This window comes from Streptomyces sp. NPDC057280 (assembly GCF_042668605.1).
GTDB lineage: Bacteria > Actinomycetota > Actinomycetes > Streptomycetales > Streptomycetaceae > Streptomyces.
On record NZ_JBHUYR010000004.1, the window covers coordinates 200,113 to 222,248 of the forward strand.

Here is a 22,136-nt window from a genome sequence, read left to right on the forward strand (position 1 = left end):
TTCACTGCGTGTTCGGATGTTTATTCGGGTGATGGTGCGGGAGCCGCCTGGGTGGCGCCCGCCTCGGGGCTCTCCGGGAGCAGATGCGACAGCACCATCACGCTGATCGTCTTGCGGATGAAGGGCTCCACGCGGATGCGTTCCAGCACCTCCTCGAAGTGCTCCACGTCCCGCGCCCGCACATGCAGCAGCGCGTCCGCGCCTCCGGTCACCGTCATCGCCGCGGTGATCTCCGGATGGTTGCGCACCACCTCCGCGAGCCGCCGCGGCGGGGCCGCGCCCTCGCAGTACACCTCGACGTACGCCTCGGTGCGCCAGCCCAGCGCGGACGGCCGCACGGTCGCCGTGAAGCCGGTGATCACCCCGGTCTCCCGGAGCCGGTCCACCCGCCGTTTCACCGCGGTGGAGGACAGTCCGATCGCGGCGCCGATCTCCGCGAAGGACGTCCGCGCGTTCGCCATCAGCGCGCTGATGATCTTCCGGTCGAGTGCGTCGAACGCGGGAGGCCTGCTGTTCATGGCGGCACGATACCCAGCGGGAACGTCCACGCCTCGGCACATGTCCAGACGTACGAATTACTCCTACACTCCGGGTTCATGCTGCGCGCCCTGGCTGTCGACGACGAACGCCCCTCGCTGGAGGAACTGCTCTACCTCCTCAACGCCGACCCCCGCATCGGCAGCGCGGCGGGCGCCGGCGACGCGACCGAGGCGCTGCGCCGGATCAACCGCGCGCTGGAGTCGGGCCCGGACGGCCCGGAGGCGATCGACGTCGTCTTCCTCGACATCAACATGCCGGGCCTCGACGGTCTCGACCTGGCCCGGCTGCTCACCGGCTTCGCCAAGCCCCCGCTGGTCGTGTTCGTCACCGCCCACGAGGACTTCGCCGTCCAGGCCTTCGACCTCAAGGCCGTCGACTACGTCCTCAAGCCCGTCCGCAAGGAGCGGCTCGCCGAGGCCGTACGACGCGCCGCCGAACTCGTACGACGCCCCGCCGAACCCGACGACCAGGCACCCCGCATCCCCGTGCACGAACCCGACCCCGACCACATACCCGTCGAGCTCGGCGGCGTGACCCGCTTCGTCTCCGTCGAGGACATCACCCACGTCGAGGCCCAGGGCGACTACGCCCGGCTGCACACCACCAAGGGCAGCCACCTGGTCCGCATCCCGCTGTCCACCCTGGAGGAGCGCTGGCGCTCCCGCGGCTTCGTCCGCATCCACCGCCGCCATCTGGTCGCCCTGCACCACATCGGCGAACTCCGCCTCGACGCCGGCACGGTCAGCGTCCTGGTCGGCGCCGAGGAACTCCAGGTCAGCCGGCGCCACGCCCGTGAACTGCGCGACCTGCTGATGCGGAGGACCTGACATGCCGCACCAGGACCCCGCCGAACGCCGTGTCGTCGTCACCGGCCCGCCCCGCCGCACCCGCCGCGGGCCCGGCTCCTACCGCCCGCGCACCGAGATCGACGAGCAGACCACCCTCGGCCACACCTACGTCCGCTCCCTCATGCGCAGCCAACTCCGCGCCGGACTCACCGTGTTCGCCGTCCTCGGCCTCCTCATCGGCCCGCTCCCGCTGCTGTTCGCCGCGCTGCCCGACGCCCGCCGCCTGGAATGGGCGGTCCTCGGTTTCGGCGTCTACGTCCCGCTGGTGCTGCTCGCCCGCTGGTACGTGCGGCGGGCCGAGCGCAACGAGCGCGACTTCGTACGCCTCGTAGAGGACCGATGAACTCCGGCTACGCCGTCCCCGCGGTCGCCCTCGTCGTCGTCGCCACCGTCCTCGTCGGCGCCTTCGGCCTGCGCATCTCCCGCACCACCTCCGACTTCTACGTCGCCTCCCGCACCGTGGGGCCACGGCTGAACGCGGCCGCCATCAGCGGCGAGTACCTGTCCGCGGCCTCCTTCCTCGGCATCGCCGGACTCGTCCTCGTGCAGGGCCCGGACATGCTCTGGTACCCGGTCGGCTACACCGCCGGATACCTCGTCCTCCTGCTCTTCGTCGCCGCCCCGCTGCGCCGCTCCGGCGCCTACACGCTCCCCGACTTCGCCGAGGCCAGGCTCGCCTCCCAGGCGGTACGGCGACTGGCCGGGGCCTTCGTCGTCGGGGTCGGCTGGCTGTACCTGCTGCCCCAACTCCAGGGCGCCGGGCTGACGTTGCAGGTGCTGACCGGCGCCCCCGACTCGCTGGGCGGAGTCATCGTCGCCGTGGTCGTGGTCGCCACCGTCGCCGCCGGCGGCATGCGCAGCATCACCTTCGTGCAGGCCTTCCAGTACTGGCTCAAGCTCACCGCCCTCCTCGTCCCCGCGCTCTTCCTGATCCTCGCCTGGCAGGGCGACGGCGCCCCCAGCCACGCCTTCGAGGAACCGGCGACCTTCCGCGAGCAGCGCGTGGTCCGCGTCGGCGACAGCCTCGACCTGAAGCTCGACCGCCCGCTGACCGTCACCGTGGACGGCACCGTCGACGGCCGCAGCCACACGGACACCGCGCTCCGCCTGCACGCCGGCACCCATCACATCGACGCCGGCACCCTGCTCACCTTCGCCGCGGGCGACCCCGTCCCCGAGGCCGACCGCCGCAGCGACGCCGGCCTGTCGCCCTCGCAGGCCGAGAGCCGCGGCGAACGCCCGCTGTACGCCACGTACGGCCTGATCCTCGCGACCTTCCTCGGCACCATGGGCCTGCCGCACGTCGTCGTCCGCTTCTACACCAGCCCGCACGGCGTCGCCGCCCGCCGCACCACCGTCGCCGTGCTGGGCCTGATCGGCGCCTTCTACCTGCTGCCGCCCGTCTACGGCGCCCTCGGCCGCCTCTACGCCCCCGAACTCACCCTCACCGGGGACGCGGACGCCGCCGTCCTGCTGCTGCCGGACCGGGTGATCGGCGGCCTCGGCGGCGACCTGCTCGGCGCGCTGGTCGCCGGGGGAGCCTTCGCCGCGTTCCTCTCCACCGCCTCGGGACTGACCATGGCCGTCGCGGGCGTCCTCACCCAGGACGTGCTGCCGTCGCGCGGCGTACGGCACTTCCGGCTGGGCACGGTCATCGCCATGGCCGTACCGCTGGCGGCGAGCGCCCTGGTCGGCGGGTTGCCGGTCGCCGACGCGGTGGGCCTGGCGTTCGCCGTGTCCGCCTCCTCCTTCTGCCCGCTGCTCGTGCTCGGCATCTGGTGGCGGCGGCTGACCCCGCCGGGCGCGGCGGCCGGGATGCTGGTCGGCGGTGGTTCCGCGCTGGTGGCGGTCGCGGCGACCATGGCCGGATTCCCCGGTTCCGGCGCGGTGCGCGCCCTGCTCGCCTGGCCGGCCCTGTGGTCGGTGCCGCTGGGCTTCCTCACGATGGTGCTGGTGTCCCTGGCGACCCCGGGGCGGGTCCCGGCCGGAACGGCGGCCATCCTGGCGCGGTTCCATCTGCCGGAGGAGCTGCGGACGGAGGTGAAGGCATGAGCGCATGCCGCGAGCACCCGGGGGAGGCGGGGCGATGAGCGGCTTCCTTGCCGGGCTGTGCGTCGCCATCCTGCCCCTGCTGGCCGCCGGCTTCTGGCTCGGCCGCCGCACCGCGCGCCCCGAGAACCTCGGCGGACTCGGCACGCCCGTCGAGCACGCCACCTTCGAGACCCTGCACACCGCGTCCCTCGCCGCGCCGCCGCTCCGCGCGGGCCTGACGGAGGAGACGGCCCGCAAGTCCGCACGCAGGCTACGGACGTTGCTCGGCACGGACGCCCTGTGCCTGGCCGACCAGGAGCGGGTCCTCGTCTGGGACGGCGTCGGCGGCCATCACCGCGACGAGATCATGAAACGCCTGGCCGGGCCCCTGGAGACCGGCCGCGGCGAGGCCTTCCCGCTGACCTGCGACGCCCTCGACTGCACCGTGAGCTGGGCCGTGGTCGCCCCGCTCACCGTCGACGACCGCGTCCACGGCGCCCTCGTGGCCTGCGCGCCCCGCGAGTCCGCCGTGCTCGTGCGGGCCGCCGGCGAGGTCGCCCGCTGGGTCTCCGTCCAGCTGGAACTCGCCGACCTCGACCAGTCCCGCACCCGCCTCATCGAGGCCGAGATCAAGGCCCTGCGCGCCCAGATCTCGCCGCACTTCATCTTCAACTCCCTCGCGGTCATCGCGTCGTTCGTCCGCACCGACCCCGAGCGCGCCCGCGAACTGCTCCTGGAGTTCGCCGACTTCACCCGCTACAGCTTCCGCCGGCACGGCGACTTCACCACCCTCGCCGACGAACTCCACGCCATCGACCAGTACTTGGCGCTGGTGAGAGCCCGCTTCGGCGACCGCCTCTCCGTCACCCTGCAGATCGCCCCCGAAGTACTGCCGGTCACCCTGCCCTTCCTCTGTCTCCAGCCGCTCGTCGAGAACGCCGTCAAGCACGGCCTCGAAGGCAAGCCCGACACCTGCCACATCCAGATCACGGCACAGGACGCGGGCGCCGAAGCCCTCGTCGTCATCGAGGACGACGGCGCGGGAATGGACCCCTCCGCACTGCGCCGCATCCTCGCCGGCGAGGTCAGCCCCTCGGGCGGCATCGGGCTGTCCAACGTCGACGACCGGCTGCGCCAGGTGTACGGCGACGACTACGGCCTCGTCATCGAGACCGCCGTCGGCGCCGGCATGAGGATCACCGCCCGGCTGCCGAAGTACCAGCCGGGCGTCCACTAGGGCACGGTCGCCTCAGGTGCTGCGGGTGACGACCATCCCGAGCGTGATCAGTCCCAGCACGACCCAGCCGAACCACAGCCAGCCGTTGCTGCCGAGCGCCACCGTGTAGGCGGTCACCACGACGAGTCCGCCGACGGTGAGCACCCCCATCGTTCTGGTCGAGCCGTCCGTGGAACCGGGCATCGCGACACCCTCCTCGGGATTCCTCAGGATGCGTCCCCCTCCATGGTGCCCCCGTTCTGCTTCCTGACGGTGCAGACGACGAAATGAGTGCCCGCCTTCCACGGCCCCTCGCTCGTCCAGGACCCCGCCCGGTACACCGACGGATCGAAGCCGTAGTCGGCCGGCGCCACATCCCTGCCGCAGGCCAGGTCCGCCGCCTCGGCACCCGCCTCCGCCAGCGTCACGTCCTCGGCCAGTCGGGTGAACCCGAGGACCTCCTCGTCGTGCGGCCCCGCACAGGACACCAGCCGCGCGTCCCGGTTGGACCGCACCTCCAGACAGTCCCGCTTCTGCATGGACGACACGTCGAGGAACTTCGTCCCCGGCTTCCGGTGCCCGCCCAGCGGCCCGTACACCGGCCCGTGCGCGCCCACCACCAGACACGCCGTACGGCGTCCCGCGGCCGTGAACCCCTGCGCGGTCGGTACCAGGGCGAGGCTGCGCACATCGGCCAGCTTCCCGCGGATCTCCTCGGTCGCCTCCTCACAGCGCGCCGGCCCCTGCGCCCGCGCCTCGGCCGCCGAGGCGGCGGCGACGAAGGCCATCACCTGCCCGTCCGGCGGACCGCCGCACCGCGCGGCCAACGCCACCTGCGGCGTCCCCTGGAAGGGCGCCTCACCCGGCCAGTCCACGGTCACGCAGTCACCGTCGCGCAGAGCCCTCCCGAGCCCGACGTCCGTCCCGTACGGCGCTGCCGTCGCGCCGCTGCCGCCCCCGCCGTCCCCGGGCGGCTGCTGCGCCACGGCGTACCAGACCCCGCCCCCGGCGAGCGCCAGCCCCAGCAGCCCGGCGAGGGCCGACTGCAGGGCCCGCGAACGGGTACGGCGCCGGCTCCCGCCACCACTGCTGACCAGCGGCCCGAAGCCCTGCGGAGGCGCCACCGGACCGGGCGGAGGCGGCGCCGGCTGCGCCCACGGCGGCTGCGAGCCCAGGTCGGTCTGGGTCCGGACGAACGGATCGGCCCGCGGTGTGACGATCTGCGACAGCGCCGTCTCCGCCTGCGCGGCGGAGATCCGCAGCTCCGGCTCTTTGACCAGCATCGCCACCAGGACGGGGGCCAGGGCGCCCGCCCGCACCGGTGGCCGCGGCTCCTCCGTCACCACCGCGCTGATCTCCGCCAGGTGCGAGTCGCGCTCGAAGGGACCGCATCCCTCCACCGCGTGGTAGAGCGTGCACCCCAGCGAGAACAGGTCGGCGGCCGGAGTGGGCGAGCCACCCGTGGCCCGCTCCGGAGCCAGATAACCGGCCGTGCCGACCAGCACCGACGTCAGCGTGTACCGCGTCTCCCCGGCGTCCGGCTGGACCGAGATGCCGTAGTCGGTGAGCAGGACGCGGCCGTACGGCGCCCCGCCGCGGTCCGGCGCGAGCAGGATGTTCGCCGGTTTCACGTCCCGGTGCATGACGCCCCGCTCGTGCCCGGCGGTGAGCGCGTCGAGGACGGCGAGCCCGATGCGGGCGCACTCGGCGGGCGCCAGCGGACCGCGCCGGGCGACCAGCTCACGCAGGTCCACCGCGCCCGGCACGTACTCCATGACGATCCAGGGCAGCCCGTCGTGCTCCAGCACGTCGTGCACGGTCACCACATGCGGATGACCGCGCAGCCCGGCCGCGTACCGGGCCTCCGCGCGAGCCCGGGCGACCCGGGCCTCGCGCTCGTGACCGGCCTCGGACGGGTCCCGGAAGACGATCTCCTTGAGCGCGACCTCGCAGGCGAGTCTCTGGTCGTGGGCGAGCCAGACATGGCCCATGCCGCCGCTGCCCAGTTGGTTCAGCAGCAGATAGCGGCCGGCGATGACCCGGCCCACTCCCGATGTCGATGGTCCTGAAGGCATCCGGTGACTCCCGGGTTCTGCGGGGGCGCTACGTGGCGACGCTTGAGGTGGGCCCCTCGGGCGCGGACTCACTGACGGGCGGCGGTGCGCTGGTGCTCACCGGCGGTGGCGCGACCGTCGTCACCGGCGGCGGAGCGCTGGTCGTCACCGGGGGAGTGCTCGCGGTCTCCTTCGGTGGCGGGGACGGCGGCGGTGCGCTGGTCACGGTCGGCGGCGAGCTCGTCACCGACGTCGACGGTGAGGTCGGGACCGATGGGGACGTGGACGTCGACGGGCCGGACGGTGTGCTCGTCGAAGGACTGGTCGAAGGACCGGTCGGGGGACCGGCGGACGGCGACGTCGACGTGCTCCCGCTCGATTCCGGCGCCGACGTACCAGGCGTCGACGGCTCGGACACAGAAGATTGCGTCGGCGGGGGAGACGTGGTGTCGCCGTCTCCGGGCGACGAGCCCTCCGCCACGCTCAGCATCACGTACTGCCCGAACCGCAGCTCGGTCCCGGCCGGCGGATCGGACGCCGTGACCCGCGCGCCGTCCGCCGGCACCGAACCGGTGTCGTACCCCGTCGCGAGCCCCTTGTCGGCCAGCGCCTGCCGGGCCTCACCGAAGGTCTTGCCCGCAAGACCGGGGACGGCCTCGGTCTTCCGGGTGTCGAAGGTGTCGTCCCTCGCGCCCCCGGTGCCGACCGGCCGGTTGATCCCGCGGTCGGGATCGTCCACGTCGACCAGGGCGATCTTCTCCAGCGGACGGGCGGCGGGCCGCACGGCCACGACCGAGGAGCGGTCGTATCCCTTCCACTCCTTGTTCCCGTCCTCGAACTTGACCGAGATACGGTTCGTGTCACCCGCGAAAGGACGCAAAGGATTTCCGCAGCTGCACTTCACGGCCGGCTGTCCCTGCTGATCGACGAGAATCGCGATTCCGGCCTGGAGCAGCGAGTCGTAGGGAACGGCCTTTCCCTTTTTGTAGTCGTGATTCTTGACGAGAGTGTCGTGACGCAATAGAACCGGTGTGAGCCGATCCAGGTATTCCGGTATCTCACCGGTGGTGATTCCCAGGGCGCGCGCCCACGCCTGTGTCTTCTGGTCGTTCGTGGGATCGGTGAGGAATGCCTTGAGTTTCTTGACGTCACAGACGGTCGGCTGCTTCGAGCCGCCGTACAGACCCGGAGTGTCGCCCTGTTGCAGACTGCCACGCACGGGCTGCGCCTTCACGTCCGGCGCGTCCCGGCCGAGTCCGCTCGTCTCGTCGAAGAACGGCGCGAGCGACGGCACACCGGCCGCGACCGCCTTCACCACCAGCGAAGACGTTCCTCTGTCGCAGCCACTCACCGCGAGAACGAGAACCAACAGACACGCGAGCTTTGTCGCGAGCCTCTGCATAAATGCGCGAAATGTCATCACCGCTCCCCCCGGCGGTTCCCCCAACGCGCTTCATGCTACTGAATGACCCGGTCGCAAAAGGCCTTTCAGCGCCCACGTGCGTTCAATGAGGCCAAATAGGCGTTGTATGCCTCGAGTTCCTTGTCGCCGTCCCGGTCGGCGGCCCGGTCCTTGCGCCGGGCCTGCCGCTGCTCAGAGCCGTACCACTGGAACAGCAGCGCGAGCAGCACCAGCACGGACGGGATCTCACTGAAAGCCCAGGCGATCCCGCCCGCGGCGTTCTGGTCGGAGAGCGCGTCGATACCGAGGGAGGCGGGCGGATTCTTGAACGTCTCGACCATTGGGGTCGACGCCATCATCAGCGCGATCCCGAAGAACGCGTGGAACGGCATGCCCGCGAACAGCTCCAGCATCCGCATCAGATACCCCGGCCGGTGCGGCCCCGGGTCGACGCCGATGATCGGCCAGAAGAACACGACACCCACGGCGAGGAAGTGCACCATCATCGCCAGGTGCCCGGTCTTCGACCCCATCAGGAAGTCGAAGAGCGGCGTGAAGTACAGCGCGTAGAGGCTCGCGATGAACAGCGGGATGGTGAACGCCGGATGCGTGATGATCCGCATGTACCGGCTGTGCAGCAGCGCCAGCAGCAGCTCGCGTGGCCCCTTGCGCCCCTTGCCGGCGGCGGGCAGCACCCGCAGCGCGAGGGTCACGGGAGCGCCGAGCAGGATCAGGATCGGCGACAGCATGCTGATGACCATGTGCTGCACCATGTGCACGCTGAACATGACCATGCCGTAGTCGTTGAGCCGGGTGCACATCACCAGCATGATCGTCAGCACGCCGACGACGAACGAGACCGTCCGCCCCGCCGACCAGGCGTCCCCACGCCGCCGCAGCTTCACGACCCCGAACGCGTACAGCCCGAGCCCCACCAGACAGGCGACGAGAAAGAACGGGTCGGCCGACCACTGAAGCCCCCGCCCCAGCGTGAACGGCGGCAGATCCATGGTCATGCCGTGCCCGCTGTGATCCATTACGCCGGCTCCTGATTCGTGGGGGTTGTACGAGTCTGTCCGCACACAGACTAGAACTGCCCCCGGCGACTCCTGTCACCGGGGGCAAGCACATGTCCCTGAAGGGGCGCGGGGAACTGCGCGACCAGCCACACACGACCCGCACCCGCCAGACGACTACAGCACGCACTCTGCTTCCGCGTACCGCTCCTCAGGAACCGTCTTCAACGTCTCCACCGCCTCAGCCAACGGCACCATCACGATGTCCGTCCCCCGCAGCGCCGTCATGTGCCCGAACTCACCACGGTGTACGGCCTCCACCGCATGCCACCCGAACCGCGTGGCAAGAACACGGTCGTACGCGGTAGGCGTACCGCCCCGCTGCACATGCCCCAGGATCACCGGCCGCGCTTCCTTCCCCAGCCGCTGCTCCAGTTCGATGGACAGCTGCCGAGCGATCCCCGCGAAGCGCTCGTGCCCGTAGATGTCCTTGCCGCCCTCGTCGAACGCCATGGACCCCGGCGCCGGCTTCGCACCCTCCGCCGCGACGACGATCGCGAACCGCTTGCCGGCCTCGAACCGCTCGCCGACCCGCCGCGCCAACTCCTCGATGTCGAAGGGCCGTTCCGGGACGACGATGGCGTGCGCGCCGGCCGCCATGCCGGAGTGCAGCGCGATCCAGCCGGTGTGCCGCCCCATGACCTCGACGACGAGCACGCGCTGATGCGACTCGGCGGTGGTCTTGAGCCGGTCCAGGGCCTCCGTGGCCACACCGACGGCCGTGTCGAAGCCGAACGTGACGTCCGTGACGGCGATGTCGTTGTCGATGGTCTTCGGCACGCCCACGATCGGCAGACCGGCGTCGGACATCAGCCGGGCCGCCTTCAGCGTGCCCTCGCCGCCGATCGGGATGATCGCGTCGAGGCCGAGCTCGGCGACATGCCCCTTGGCCCGCTCCACCCCGTCACGCAGATGGGAGGGCTGGACCCGGGAGGAGCCGAGGATGGTGCCGCCGCGGGCGAGGATGCCGCCCACCGCGTCGAGGTCGAGCTTGAGGTAGTCGCACTCCAGGAGACCCTTCCAGCCGTCCCGGAAGCCGATGACCTCGTCGCCGTGGTCGGCGACGGCACGGTGCACGACGGACCGGATGACGGCGTTCAGGCCGGGGCAGTCGCCGCCGGACGTGAGGACACCAATGCGCATAGCCCGAAACAACCTTCTCAACGTGGGCCGGGGACCGGACCACGCTGTCCGGCTCGATCCCCGCCACCCTAGCGGCAGGAGGGGGCGGGACCGAACCGTGCGTCCGCCTGCTGGACGACCCCGCTCAGGTGTGCGGACTCATCGTCAGACGGGCTGGTGAAGTGACCCTTGAGCACTGGTGAACCGCCAGCTCACGCGGGCTGCTGCGCAGCTGTTCTAGGCCGGCTGCTGCGCAGCCGCGATGCGCTCGTTGCGCAGCGCCTCGTACCAGCGGTCGTCGGTCGGCGGCAGCGCGTTCACGTCGAGTGCCAGCTTCAGCAGCAGGTCGGCGATGAGCGGGTTCCGCGCCAGCACGGGACCGTGCATGTAGGTGCCGAAGACCGTGTCGTTGTACGCGCCCTCCGTGCCGTCACCCGTGCCGTTGCCGTTGCCCAGGCGGACGTTGGCGAGCGGGCGGGCGGTGGGGCCGAGGTGGGTGACGCCCTGGTGGTTCTCGAAGCCGGTCAGCGGGGGCAGCCCGAGGCGCGGGTCGATGTCGGCGAGGACGTCACCGACGCACCGCGCGCCCTCACCACGGACCGAGACCACGTCGAGCAGCCCGAGACCGGGCTCGCGCTGGCCGAGGTCGTTGATGAACTCGTGCCCGAGGATCTGGTACCCGGCGCACACCGAGAACACGATCGCGCCGTTCTCGACCGCCCGGTGCAGTCCGCCGTCCCGGCGCAGCCGCTCCGCCGCGAGCCGCTGCGGACGGTCCTCGCCGCCGCCGATGAGGTAGATGTCCCCGGAGGTCGGGATCGGCTGGTCGCTGCGCACGTCGAGCCGGGCCACGTCGAGGCCCCGCTGCCGCGCCCGGCGCTCCACGACCAGGACGTTGCCCTGGTCGCCGTAGGTGCTGAGCAGGTCGGGATAGATCCAGACCACCCGCAGCTGGTTGTCGCTCACAAAAGTCCCCTGAGTGTCAGTTGCCGACGCGGCGGCGCAGATCCTGGAAGGCGGTGTAGTTGGCGATGACCTCGATGCGGCCCGGCGGGCACAGCTGCACGGCCTGGTCGAGGTTCTCGCAGACCTGGAAGTGCTGGTTGGCGACTTCCAGACGCACCGCGAGGTCGAGCTTGCGGTCGCCGATGACGCAGATCGGGTGGCCGGTCAGCCGCGTGTAGTCGACGTCCCACAGCCAGGAGGTGTCGGTGCCGTCGGCGCCGCGCGCGTTCACCGAGAGGATCACCGGGGTCGGCGGCGGGTCGATGAGGCTGAACGTTTCGAGCCAGCCGGCCGGGTTCTTCGCGAGCAGCAGCCGCAGATCACGCTGCTGGAACTGCACCACGTCATAGCGTCCGGCGACGGCCTGCACCTGGTACATGCGCTCCAGAGCGACCTGCGGCGGTACGCCGAACACGGCGGCGACGGCGGCCGAGGAGGCGGCGTTGGCCTTGTTGGCACGGCCGGGCAGCTGCAGATGGATCGGCCAGGCGGAACCGTGCGGGTCCAGCACATGGTCCCCGGACAGCGCCCAGCTCGGCGTCGGCCGCCGGAAACCGCACTCCCCGCAGAACCAGTCGTCGCCGGGCCGCTGCATCACACCGCCGCAGGACGGGCAGGACCAGGCGTCGTCCTTCCACATCTGCCCGGCGGCGACCCAGACGACGTTGGGGGAGGAGGAGGCGGCCCACACGACCAGCGGGTCGTCGGCGTTGGCGACGATGACGGCCTTGCTGCCGGCCAGCCCCTCACGCCAGGCCTCGGCGAGCATCCGCGTCTCGGCGGCGCGGTCGAGCTGGTCGCGGGAGAGGTTGAGCAGCGCGATGCACTTCGGGGCGGTGTCCCGGGCGACGCCGGCGAGGTACTTCTCGTCGACCTCGATCACGCCGTAGCGGGCGTCCGAGCTGCCGGCGAGCGCCGAGGTGATGCCGGCCGGCATGTTGGCGCCGAGCGCGTTGGACACGACCGGCCCGGCGGCCCGCAGTGCTTCGGCGATCAGCCTGGTGGTCGTGGTCTTGCCGTTGGTCGCCGAGACGAGGACCACATCCAGGTTCTGGGCGAGCCGGGCGAGGAGGTCGGGGTCGAGCTTGAGCGCCACCCGGCCGCCGATCACCGAACCGCTGCCGCGCCCCGCGGCGCGCGACGCCGCTGCGACCGCCTTGCCCGCGGTCACGGCGATCTTGGCCCGCGGCGTGAGCGGGTCCGAGTTGCCTGCCATCAGTTCTCGATCCTCCTTGCGTACGCGCCGCGCCTGACGGCAACGTGGTGGTGGTCAGCCTATCGAGATCCATTCGCAGTCCCGAATCGCCGTACCCTTGCGGCCATGCGAAACAGCTCCATTCCGGGCACCCGTGGACGGGTCCGGCCCCTCACGCTGCTCGGTGACCCCGTCCTGCACGCCCCGTGCGAGGACGTCACGGACTTCGGCCCGGAACTGGCGACGCTCGTGGAGGACTTGTTCGCGACGATGTATGCGGCCCAGGGAGTCGGCCTCGCGGCGAACCAGGTGGGGGAGTCGTTGCGTGTGTTCGTCTACGACTGTCCGGACGACGAGGACGTTCGGCACCTGGGGCATGTGGTCAACCCGCGCCTGGTGGAGGCGGACGGACTGGTCCTGCGAGGCCCGGAGGGCTGCCTGTCGCTGCCGGGCCTGGAGGCGGGAACGGAACGCTACGACCACGCGGTGGTGGAGGGTTTCACGATGACGGGCGAGCCGGTGCGGGTGCACGGCACGGGTTGGTTCGCAAGGTGCTTGCAGCATGAGTGCGACCACTTGGACGGAAAGATCTACGCGGACCGCTTGACGGGCCGGCGCCACAGCCGCCTTATGCGGCAGGCAAGGCGAGCTTCCTGGTACCGGGCAGGGTGACGTCCTCAGGGGCGCGGGGAACTGCGCGCCCAGCCCCCACACACCCGCACCCAACCAACAGCCTTCAGAACCCCGGACCCCCCACCTTGTCGCCGGCGGCAGCCAACCGCCCCCACAACAGGTCCGCCAGACTCCGCACCAACTCGGCACGCGAGCAAGGCCGTTCCCCCAGCCACCAGTCCCCGGCCGCGTGCATCATCCCGACGATCCCGTGCCCCCACACCCGAGCCAGCTGCTGACTCCCGGGCCCGAGATCCAGCCGGTCCTCGATGACCTGCGCCAACTCCTCGCCCATCCGCCGCAGCAGCGGGGCCGAGTGCTTCCCGACGTCGAACCCCTGGTCCCCGGTCTGGCCCCCCTCCGCGGGATGCATCAGGAACCGGTACACCTGCGGCCGCGCCTCGATCGCGGCGAGGTAGGTGTCGAGCGTGGCCTCCACCCGCTCCCGCCGGTCCGCCGGCGCGTCCAGCGCGGCCCGCAGAGAATCCAGCAACGCGTCCGTATGCCGTTTGGCCAACGCCGCGTAGAGTCCCCCCTTGTCACCGAAGTGGCGGTAGAGGATCGGCTTGGTGATGCCCGCTTCCGCGGCGATCGCGTTCATGGAGGCCTGCGGTCCGTCACGCAGGACCACCCGGTCCGCGGCTTCCAGCAGCTCACGCCGACGGCGGTCGGCGGACCGCTGCTGATCGGTCCGCTGCGTGGTGTCCATGAGCTCTCCCCACCCCTGCTGATTCGGTGACGCCTGCGCAAACTAGCACTCACCATGCCTCATGCATCGAACGGGCTGCCGAGGCGTCATCAGGAGTTGACTTTTCCTACCGGTCGGTAACAGACTCGGGTTACCGCTAGTAACATGCATTTGCGCCGCCGCTGGAGGGGACATGGCCGAGTTCACCATGGAGCTCAACGACGAACAGAAGGAGGTCCGGGACTGGCTGCACGGCTTCGCCGCCGACGTCATCCGCCCCGCGGCCGCCGAATGGGACGAGCGTGAGGAGACTCCCTGGCCGGTCATCCAGGAGGCCGCCAAGGTCGGCATCTACTCGCTCGACTTCTACGCCCAGCAGTACTTCGACTCCACCGGCCTCGGCATCCCCATGGCGATGGAGGAGCTGTTCTGGGGTGACGCGGGCATCGCGCTGTCGATCGTCGGCACCGGTCTCGCCGCCGTCGGCGTCCTCGCCAACGGCACCGAGGAGCAGATCGGCACCTGGATCCCGCAGATGTACGGCGACGTCAACGACGTCAAGGTCGCCGCGTTCTGCTCCTCCGAGCCGGACGCCGGCTCGGACGTGGCCTCGATGCGCACCCGCGCGGTGTACGACGAGGCCAAGGACGAGTGGGTGCTCAACGGCACCAAGACCTGGGCGACCAACGGCGGCATCGCCAACGTCCACGTGGTCGTGGCCGTGGTCGACGCGGAGCTCGGCTCCAAGGGCCACGCCTCCTTCATCATCCCGCCGAACACGCCCGGCCTGTCCCAGGGCCAGAAGTTCAAGAAGCACGGCATCCGCGCCTCGCACACCGCCGAGGTCGTCCTGGAGAACGTGCGCGTGCCCGGCTCCTGCCTCCTCGGCGGCAAGGAGAAGCTCGACGAGCGCCTCGCCCGGGCCCGCGAGCGGGCCAAGCAGGGCGGCGAGCGCGTGAAGAACGCGGCGATGGCCACGTTCGAGGCCTCCCGCCCGGCGGTCGGCGCGATGGCGGTGGGCACCGCCCGGGCCGCGTACGAGGTCGCCCTCGACTACGCCAAGACCCGCGAGCAGTTCGGCCGCCCGATCATCGACAACCAGGGCGTCGCCTTTCAGCTCGCCGACATGCGCACGTCCATCGACGCCGCCCGGCTGCTGGTCTGGCGCGCCTCCTGGATGGCGATCAACGGCAAGCCGTTCACCGCGGCCGAGGGCTCGATGTCGAAGCTGTTCGCCAGCGAGACGGCCAAGAAGGTCACCGCCCAGGCGGTCCAGATCCTCGGCGGCAACGGCTACACCCGCGAGTACCCGGTCGAGCGCATGCACCGCGACGCCGCGATCTACACGATCTTCGAGGGCACGAGCGAGATCCAGCGCCTGGTCATCGCCCGCACCCTGTCGGGGATGCCGATCCGCTGAGAGCCTGTGTCACATCCCCGGCCGGGCGCGCGACGCCTGGCACGCACGCTCGCGGCGTTGCCGAAACGCCCACGTGGCTCCTCCCCCGCGCTCGAACCGCGCTTCGCACAGCTCGCGCGGGGGCACCCCCATCGCGGGCGCTCCGGCGCCTTGCGATCGCACGCACCAGACGCCGCACGCTGATCCGACCGGGGATGTGACACAGGCTCTAACGGTGCCTGAGCGGCGTCAGCTGTTCGATGTCGTACCGTCGGCGCAGCTCCTCGATCGCCGCGTGATCCGGCGGACCCCCGCCGCCCAGGATCTCGAGCAGCTCCTCGAAGTAGCGCTCGTGATCCGGCGGCGGGGACGCCTGGAAGAACATCTTGGCCGGGCTGTCCGTCGGGTTCGCGAACGCGTGCGGACAGCCCGGGGGTACGACGATCACCGTGCCCGGTGTCGCGCGTACCACCCGGCTGCCCGAACGCGACTCCCACCGCTGCCAGTTGTCGGGCGTGCGCACCCTCGGCTCGAAGGCGAGCACGTCCAGCTCGCCTTCGAGGACGTAGAACAACTCCTCGCTGCGGGTGTGCACATGCGCGCCCACGTCGAAGCCGGGCGGGACGACGACCTCGAAGGTGGAGGCCGCGCGCGAGTGCGACCCGGTCACCTTGAACGTCACGTGCTGGGCGGGGGTCTGCACGACCCGGCCGTGACCGGGGGGCACCAGCAGCCCTTCGGGAGCCGTCACCACGTCACCGGAAGCGCCTCGGGACCGCGGATCAACGCGCCCTTCTTGAACGGCACCTGGTCCGCGGGGACCGCCAGCCTCAGATCCGGCAGCCGGTCGAGCAGCGCGTCCACCAGCAACTCCGACTCCAGCCGGGCCAGCATGCCGCCCGGGCAGTAGTGCGGGCCGAAGCCGAAGGACACATGCGGGTTGGGGCTGCGGGTGAAGTCGATCGTCTCCGGGAACGCGAAGACGTCCGGATCGCGGTTGGCGGCCAGGTACGACACGTAGACCGGGTCGCCGGCCCGGATGCGCACGCCCCGGATGCCCACGTCCTCCAGCGCGATCCGCGACAGGCCGACCGCGTTGCGGTGCGGGATGTAACGCAGCAGTTCGTCGATGGCCCGGGGGCGGATCGACGGATCCGTGCGCAGCCGGTCCGCGAGGTCCGGGCGGGTCAGCAGCAGGTAGAACATCTGCCCGCTGTTGTTCGTCACCGCCTCGCCGCCGATCTGGAGCAGCACCGCGAGCCCCACGGCCTCGTCCAGCGTCACCTCGTCCCGGCCCACCGCGGCGCCGAGCAGCGAGGCGACGTCCTCGCCGGTGCTGCCCTCCCGCAGCCCGATGAGGTCGCCGAAGTAGGCGCCCATCTCCTTCTTGGCCTTCTCGCTGACCTGCTTGCCGTGCGCGGAGGACAGGATCAGCTGCGTCCAGGTGTGCATGACGTGCCGGTCGGCCGCCGGAACGCCCATGAGCTCGCAGATCACGGCGATGGGGAACGGGGTCAGCACGGTCGCGGTGAGATCGGCGGGCGGCCCGTCCTGCACCAGTTCGTCGACCAGTTCGTCCAGCATCCGGCGGGACTTCTCCCGGACCCGCTCCACGCCCTTCGAGGTCAGCGCGGCGGCCACCGTGCGGCGCAGCCGGGTGTGGTCCGGCGGGTCCAGGAAACCGACGGCGCCCCGCTCGGGGATGAAGTGCGGTGCGAGCCGGGTGACCGGCTGGTCCATGACGGCCTCCCGGCTGAACCGGGGGTCGTTGGTCACCATCCGTACGTCGTCGTAGCGGGTGACCAGCCAGGCCCAGCCCTCGCCGTTGGGCAGCTGGATCCGGGTGACCGGGCCCTCCCGCATCAGCTCGGTGAGCACCGGGTCGAAGTCGGTCCCGTTCAGGTCGAGGGCCGGCCAGTGCCGGATCGGCGGGAGGATCTCGGTGATCGTCTCTTCGGTCATGTCAGTCCGTCTCGTCGGTGCGCCGCCAGCGGCCCAGGGACATTTCCGCGGTGATGCCGGGCCCGAACCCGGCGAGCAGCCCGCGCGCCCGGTCGGGTGCCCCGCCCGCGTCGAACAGCCTGCGCAGCGCGTCGAGTACGACGGCGCTGGCGATGTTCCCGTACTCGGTGAGCGTGGCCCGGCTGAACCGGAAGGCGTGCGGGTCGACCTGCAGGAACGTGCTGAGGTCGTCGAGGATGCGGGGCCCGCCCGCGTGGACTATGTAGAAGTCCAGGTCGGCGGCGTCCCAGCCGTGCCGTCCGGCGAGCTCCTGGAGCACCGGCGCGAGCGGCTCCATGGTGCCCGGCACCCGTTTGTCCAGCTGGAAGTGGAAACCGGTGGCCCGGACGTCGTACATGATCCAGTCCTCCGTCTTGGGGATCAGGTACGAGCCGTTGCGCTCCAGGGCGATGCCCTCGCCGCCCTTGCCGCGCACCACGGCGGCGGCGATGCCGTCGCCGAACAGGCCGTTGGACAGCAGGTTCCCGATGCCGAGGTCGGTGGGCTGGTAGCACAGCGAGCAGAACTCGCAGGCCACGATGAGCGCGTTGGCCTGCGGGTAGGCCGTGCAGAAGTCGTGCGCCCGGTTGATCGCCGCCCCGCCGGCCGCGCAGCCCAGCTGGGCTATGGGGATCTGCCGGGTGGTGCTGTCGAAGCCCATCTCGTTGATCAGCCAGGCGGTCAGCGACGGCATCATGAAGCCCGTGCACGAGACGTAGAGGATGACATCGATGTCGGAGGTCAGGACCTCCGCGTCGTCCAGTGCCCGCTGCACCACCGCCGGCACCCTGGCCTTCGCCTCGGCCACATAGACCTTGTTGCGCTCCTCGAAGCCGGGATGCCTGAGGGTCTCCTCGATCGGCTGCACGATGTGCCGTGTGCGGACCCCGGTGTTCTCGATCAGCCGGAGTGCCAGCGGCAGTTGGGGATGGTCGGCGTGACGGGAGCGCGCCAGCTCCAGCGTCTCCTCCATCGTGATCACGTGCTCTGGAACGGACACCGAGGGTCTGCACAAAGTCGCCATGATCCGTGCCTGCTTTCGCCTCAGAGGGTGGTCCAGTCCACGATCACCCGAGGGGCAGACGACTTCGCGCGGGGTTACTCCGTTTCAGGGACGGGTCAGGTTCCAAACAGGTGCGGACACAACGACCTTCACGACGCGCCGCCGCTACTGTGCGCAATGCAGGCCACATCGATGCGATCGGCGAGCTTGGCCAACTCGATGGTCAAGGCGGCCACCGTGTCCTCGTCGAGGCCGTCCTCGCCGGCCTCGACAAGATGCAGCCACCGCCCCCCGACCGTGCGCAACAGCTTGCTCACATCGGCCGCAGCCACCTGCAAGGTGCCCCGGTCGTCGACGATCAGCGGCAGAGTCACTTCACGGTTCACACCCGGGATGTTAGCCGTTGCAAGCGTCACGCTCCGTGCCAAACCGTCGTGATGTTGCAGAACTCGCGGATTCCGTGCCCGGACAGCTCACGGCCGTACCCGGACCGCTTCACGCCGCCGAACGGGAACGCCGGATGCGACGCGGTCATCCCGTTGACATACACGGCACCGGCTTCGAGGTCCCGTACGAAACGGTCGACCTCGGCCTCGTCCCGCGTCCACACGTTCGAACTCAGGCCGAACGGCGAGTCGTTGGCGAGCAGCACCGCCTCGTCGAGGTCGTGCACCCGGTACAGCGTGGCCACCGGACCGAAGGCCTCCTCGCGGTGGATGCGCATCTCGCGGGTGATGTCGGTGAGGACGGTCGGCCGGTAGTACCAGCCGTCGCCCTCGGGCCGCTCGCCGCCGCAGAGCACCCGCGCGCCGCTGCGGGTGGCGTCGTCGACGAGTTCCTCCAGGTCCGTGCGTCCCTGCTCGGTGGCGAGCGGGCCGACGTCGGTGGCCTCGTCCATCGGGTCGCCGACCTTCAGCGCCTGCATGCCCCGCACGAACTTCTCGGCGAAGGCGTCGTACACGTCGGCGTGCACGATGAAGCGCTTGGCGGCGATGCACGACTGGCCGTTGTTCTGCACCCGCGCCGTCACCGCGATCTCGGCCGCCCGGTCGATGTCCGCGGACGGCATGACGACGTACGGGTCGCTGCCGCCGAGTTCGAGGACCGTCTTCTTCACCATGTCGCCGCAGGTGGCGGCGACCGAGCGGCCCGCGGGCTCACTGCCCGTGAGCGTGGCCGCCTTGACCCGTTCGTCGCGCAGGATCTCGTCGACCGCGCCGGAGCCGATGAGCAGGGTCTGGAAGGTGCCCTCCGTATAGCCCGCCTGGTGGAACAGGTCCTCCAGGAACAGGGCGGTCTGGGGGACGTTCGAGGCGTGCTTGAGCAGGCCGACGTTGCCCGCCATCAGCGCGGGCGCGGCGAACCGGATGACCTGCCAGAGCGGGAAGTTCCACGGCATCACGGCGAGCACCGGGCCCAGCGGGCGGTAGCGCACGAGCGCCCGGGACGCGCCGGAGTCCTTCACGTCGGCGTCGGCGGGCTCCTCGTCCGCCAGCAGCGCCTCGGCGTGCTCGGCGTACCAGCGCATCGCCTTGGCGCACTTGGCGGCCTCGGCGCGGGCCTGCTTGACGGGCTTGCCCATCTCGGTGGTCATGACCCGGCCGATGTCCTGCTGCATGTCGTCGAGCAGCTCGGCCGCCCGGTGCAGCAGCCTGGCGCGTTCGGCGAACGGCGTCGTCCGGTAGGTGCGGAAGGTGGCCTCCGCGAGCTGGAGCCGGCGCTCGATCTCCTCGGCGCCCATGGCCTCGTACGTCTTGAGCGTCTCGCCGTTCGCCGGGTTCACCGTCGCGATGGGCATGACCGACCTCCTGGGGGAGCGGAGCTGTGTTTCGACCTTCCCGCGCGGCGGGCCCCGCCGCAACGTGTCAGGGCGAGTGCTCCGCCAGCCGGTCGAGAAACGTGGCCTGTGCCGTGACGATCACCTCGCGGGCGCGCTCCACGGGAAACCACGCCACGCGGTCCAGCTCCGGGAACTCCTGCTGCCGTCCCGACCGCGGCGGCCACTCCATCCGGAACGTGCCCGGTACGACGGTCGCGGGGTCGAGGTCGGCCTCGACCGCCCAGACGGTGACGAGCTTGCCGCCCGACTGCCTGACCTCGCCGAGGGGTACCGCGTCCCCGTCCGGCGGCGCCAGCCCGAGCTCCTCCTGGAACTCACGCCGGGCTGCCTCCCAGGCCGGCTCCTCCTCGGGCACGTACTCGCCCTTGGGGACGGTCCACGCCCCGGCGTCCCTGCGGGCGAAGAACGGGCCGCCCATGTGGCCCAGGAGCACCTCGACGCCGGCGTCGGTGCGCCGGAAGAGCAGCAGGCCGGCGCTCGTCCTCACGGCTTCACCTCGGGATGCGCGGCCAGCAGCGTCTCCACGGTGTCCGCCTCCTCCGGGCGCTTGTCCTCGCGGTAGCGGACCACGCGGGCGAAGCGGAGGGTGACGCCGGCCGGGTAGCGGGTGGACCGCTGCAGACCGTCGTAGGCGATCTCCACGACGAGCTCGGGGCGTACGGTCACGACGTACCCGTCGGTGCCGGTGGCCAGCTCCTGGAGCCGCTCGGTCTGCCAGGTCAGCATCGCGTCGGTCATGCCCTTGAAGGTCTTGCCGAGCATGGCGAACGAGCCGTCCTCCCGCCGCGCTCCCAGGTGCAGGTTGGAGAGCTTGCCGGTGCGCCGGCCGTGGCCCCACTCGGCGGCCAGGACGACCAGGTCGAGGGTGTGGACGGGCTTGACCTTCAGCCAGGACGCGCCACGGCGGCCCGCGCTGTAGGGGGCGTCGAGGGACTTCACCACCACGCCCTCGTGGCCGCGCTCCAGCGTCTCAGCGAGGAAGGACTCCGCCGCGCCGACGTCGTCCGGCCCGGACACCAGCGTCCGGCGCACCCGCATCGGCTCGGGGACGAGCCGGGCCAGTTCCGCGTGCCGTTCCGTGAAGGGCAGGTCCAGGAGGTCGTGGCCGTCGACGGACAGGGCGTCGAAGAACACGGGGGAGACGGGGACCTGTTCGGCGGCCGTGGCCACGTCCACGCGGGAGCCGACCCGGCCGGCCGTCTCCTGGAAGGAGCGGGGGCGCCCGGCCGCGTCGAAGGAGATGACCTCGCCGTCGAGGATGAACCGCTCGCCCCTCAACTCGTGTGCCGCAGCCGTCAGTTCGGGGAGGCGGTCGGTGATGTCGTCGAGGGTGCGGGTGTAGACGCGGACGGTGTCGCCGTCGCGGTGCACCTGGACGCGGATGCCGTCGAGCTTCTCCTCGACCGCGCACGCGCCCAGCTTCTCGACCGCCTCGGCCACGGACGTGGCGCTGTGCGCCAGCATCGGCAGCACCGGGCGGCCGACGGTGAGACGGAAGCGGTCGAGAGCCTCGGGGCCGTCGGAGAGGAGGGCCTCGGCGACGGTCTGGAGGGAACCGGCGAGCATGACCGCGCGGCGGACGTCGGCGGGCGGCGCCGCCGTGGCCTGGGCGAGGCCCTCGGTGGCCACGGCGTCGAGGGCGCCCTGCCGCACCTCGCCGCTGAGCAGGCCGAGCAGGAAGCGTTGTTCCGGCTCGGTGGCCGCGCCCATCAACTCGCCGACCAGTCTGACCCGTTCGGCCTGCGAACCGGCGCCCGACACCTTGCCGAGTTCACTCAGCAGCGCGTCCACCGCGCGGACGGTGAGGCTCGGTTCGGCGGCTGGGGCGACCGGGCGGCTCAGCACCTTCCAACCCACGCCGAGCCGCCCCTGCGGCAGCCGTCCCGCGAGGTACGGGATGACGATCGGCACGTCGTCGGGCTCCGCCTCCCGGAACAGCTCCGCGAGCAGCGCGATCTTCTTCGACCGTGCCGAGGTCGCGGCGACCTCCTGGGACACCTGGGCCAGCCGGGCTAGAAGCATGCGTCCAGAGTTACATGCCGGG

At 71.1% G+C, this 22,136-nt stretch carries 22 protein-coding genes; 6 read left to right on the top strand and 16 right to left on the bottom strand.

The features are described from left to right. Nucleotides 1-20: 20 nt before the first annotated feature. Nucleotides 21-518, bottom strand: coding sequence for an Lrp/AsnC family transcriptional regulator (locus ACFUO4_RS24785; RefSeq protein ID WP_383488382.1), 498 nt, complete (start codon nt 516-518; stop codon nt 21-23). A 78-nt stretch (nt 519-596) separates the two neighbouring features. Between ACFUO4_RS24785 and ACFUO4_RS24790 the strand changes: the two genes are divergently transcribed. The 4 genes from ACFUO4_RS24790 to ACFUO4_RS24805 are packed head-to-tail and all read left to right on the top strand — an operon-like array spanning nt 597 to nt 4,656. After that, nucleotides 597-1,367: a LytR/AlgR family response regulator transcription factor gene (locus tag ACFUO4_RS24790; RefSeq protein WP_383488385.1), complete on the top strand. Its 771-nt coding sequence runs from the start codon at nt 597-599 to the stop codon at nt 1,365-1,367. A 1-nt stretch (nt 1,368) separates the two neighbouring features. Then, the gene (locus ACFUO4_RS24795; protein ID WP_079309498.1) at nt 1,369-1,731 is read left to right on the top strand and encodes a hypothetical protein; all 363 of its coding nucleotides are present in this window, start codon (nt 1,369-1,371) and stop codon (nt 1,729-1,731) included. After that, entirely contained in the window at nt 1,728-3,440 is a 1,713-nt protein-coding gene (locus ACFUO4_RS24800; protein ID WP_079309499.1) for a cation acetate symporter, read from the top strand. Before ACFUO4_RS24795 ends, ACFUO4_RS24800 begins: the two co-directional genes overlap by 4 nt. A 34-nt stretch (nt 3,441-3,474) precedes the next feature. Further along, nucleotides 3,475-4,656, top strand: a complete 1,182-nt coding sequence (locus ACFUO4_RS24805) for a sensor histidine kinase (RefSeq protein WP_383488389.1) — start codon at nt 3,475-3,477, stop codon at nt 4,654-4,656. A 12-nt stretch (nt 4,657-4,668) separates the two neighbouring features. On the opposite strand, the gene ACFUO4_RS24810 is transcribed toward ACFUO4_RS24805, so the two are convergent. The 7 genes from ACFUO4_RS24810 to ACFUO4_RS24840 form a co-directional block, all read right to left on the bottom strand. Beyond that, entirely contained in the window at nt 4,669-4,839 is a 171-nt protein-coding gene (locus ACFUO4_RS24810; RefSeq protein WP_015662072.1) for a hypothetical protein, read from the bottom strand. A 23-nt stretch (nt 4,840-4,862) separates the two neighbouring features. After that, nucleotides 4,863-6,710, bottom strand: coding sequence for a protein kinase (locus tag ACFUO4_RS24815; RefSeq protein ID WP_383488393.1), 1,848 nt, complete (start codon nt 6,708-6,710; stop codon nt 4,863-4,865). Between the two features lie 28 nt (nt 6,711-6,738). After that, nucleotides 6,739-8,007 carry a DUF6777 domain-containing protein gene (locus ACFUO4_RS24820; RefSeq protein WP_383488396.1) on the bottom strand — a complete coding sequence of 423 codons (1,269 nt, stop codon included), beginning with the start codon at nt 8,005-8,007 and terminating at the stop codon, nt 6,739-6,741. Between the two features lie 170 nt (nt 8,008-8,177). Next, on the bottom strand, nt 8,178-9,128 hold the full coding sequence (locus tag ACFUO4_RS24825) for a cytochrome c oxidase assembly protein (protein WP_383488399.1): 951 nt from the start codon (nt 9,126-9,128) through the stop codon (nt 8,178-8,180). 156 nt (nt 9,129-9,284) lie between these two features. After that, a complete protein-coding gene (locus tag ACFUO4_RS24830) occupies nt 9,285-10,310 on the bottom strand; it encodes a 6-phosphofructokinase (protein WP_079309500.1) in 1,026 nt (341 codons plus the stop codon). A 216-nt stretch (nt 10,311-10,526) separates the two neighbouring features. Beyond that, nucleotides 10,527-11,255, bottom strand: a complete 729-nt coding sequence (locus ACFUO4_RS24835; RefSeq protein ID WP_079309501.1) for a type 1 glutamine amidotransferase — start codon at nt 11,253-11,255, stop codon at nt 10,527-10,529. Nucleotides 11,256-11,271: 16 nt separating this feature from the next. Continuing rightward, nucleotides 11,272-12,510 (bottom strand): MurT ligase domain-containing protein, encoded by a 1,239-nt coding sequence (locus tag ACFUO4_RS24840; RefSeq protein WP_079309502.1) that lies wholly within the window; start codon nt 12,508-12,510, stop codon nt 11,272-11,274. A gap of 105 nt (nt 12,511-12,615) precedes the next feature. Between ACFUO4_RS24840 and def the strand changes: the two genes are divergently transcribed. Then, nucleotides 12,616-13,161 carry a peptide deformylase gene (gene def, locus ACFUO4_RS24845; RefSeq protein WP_079309503.1) on the top strand — a complete coding sequence of 182 codons (546 nt, stop codon included), beginning with the start codon at nt 12,616-12,618 and terminating at the stop codon, nt 13,159-13,161. Between the two features lie 64 nt (nt 13,162-13,225). Here def and ACFUO4_RS24850 read toward each other — a convergent pair whose 3' ends face one another. Further along, the gene (locus tag ACFUO4_RS24850; protein WP_383488404.1) at nt 13,226-13,870 is read right to left on the bottom strand and encodes a TetR family transcriptional regulator; all 645 of its coding nucleotides are present in this window, start codon (nt 13,868-13,870) and stop codon (nt 13,226-13,228) included. Nucleotides 13,871-14,042: 172 nt separating this feature from the next. Here ACFUO4_RS24850 and ACFUO4_RS24855 point away from each other — a divergent pair, with 172 nt between their 5' ends. Beyond that, complete coding sequence (locus tag ACFUO4_RS24855) at nt 14,043-15,269, top strand: acyl-CoA dehydrogenase family protein (RefSeq protein ID WP_079309504.1); 1,227 nt, start codon at nt 14,043-14,045, stop codon at nt 15,267-15,269. 208 nt (nt 15,270-15,477) lie between these two features. On the opposite strand, the gene ACFUO4_RS24860 is transcribed toward ACFUO4_RS24855, so the two are convergent. From ACFUO4_RS24860 to ACFUO4_RS24890, 7 genes are all read right to left on the bottom strand, one after another. Then, nucleotides 15,478-15,999 (bottom strand): cupin domain-containing protein, encoded by a 522-nt coding sequence (locus ACFUO4_RS24860; RefSeq protein WP_079309529.1) that lies wholly within the window; start codon nt 15,997-15,999, stop codon nt 15,478-15,480. Further along, nucleotides 15,996-17,210, bottom strand: a complete 1,215-nt coding sequence (locus ACFUO4_RS24865) for a cytochrome P450 (protein ID WP_383488409.1) — start codon at nt 17,208-17,210, stop codon at nt 15,996-15,998. Before ACFUO4_RS24865 ends, ACFUO4_RS24860 begins: the two co-directional genes overlap by 4 nt. A gap of 1 nt (nt 17,211) precedes the next feature. Then, on the bottom strand, nt 17,212-18,297 hold the full coding sequence (locus tag ACFUO4_RS24870) for a type III polyketide synthase (protein WP_383489758.1): 1,086 nt from the start codon (nt 18,295-18,297) through the stop codon (nt 17,212-17,214). A gap of 104 nt (nt 18,298-18,401) precedes the next feature. Next, nucleotides 18,402-18,638 (bottom strand): DUF6213 family protein, encoded by a 237-nt coding sequence (locus tag ACFUO4_RS24875; RefSeq protein WP_079309507.1) that lies wholly within the window; start codon nt 18,636-18,638, stop codon nt 18,402-18,404. Nucleotides 18,639-18,664: 26 nt separating this feature from the next. Continuing rightward, complete coding sequence (locus tag ACFUO4_RS24880) at nt 18,665-20,050, bottom strand: NADP-dependent succinic semialdehyde dehydrogenase (protein ID WP_079309508.1); 1,386 nt, start codon at nt 20,048-20,050, stop codon at nt 18,665-18,667. Between the two features lie 67 nt (nt 20,051-20,117). After that, nucleotides 20,118-20,579: an NUDIX domain-containing protein gene (locus tag ACFUO4_RS24885; protein WP_079309509.1), complete on the bottom strand. Its 462-nt coding sequence runs from the start codon at nt 20,577-20,579 to the stop codon at nt 20,118-20,120. Next, on the bottom strand, nt 20,576-22,114 hold the full coding sequence (locus ACFUO4_RS24890) for an ATP-dependent DNA ligase (RefSeq protein WP_383488414.1): 1,539 nt from the start codon (nt 22,112-22,114) through the stop codon (nt 20,576-20,578). Before ACFUO4_RS24890 ends, ACFUO4_RS24885 begins: the two co-directional genes overlap by 4 nt. Nucleotides 22,115-22,136: the final 22 nt, after the last annotated feature.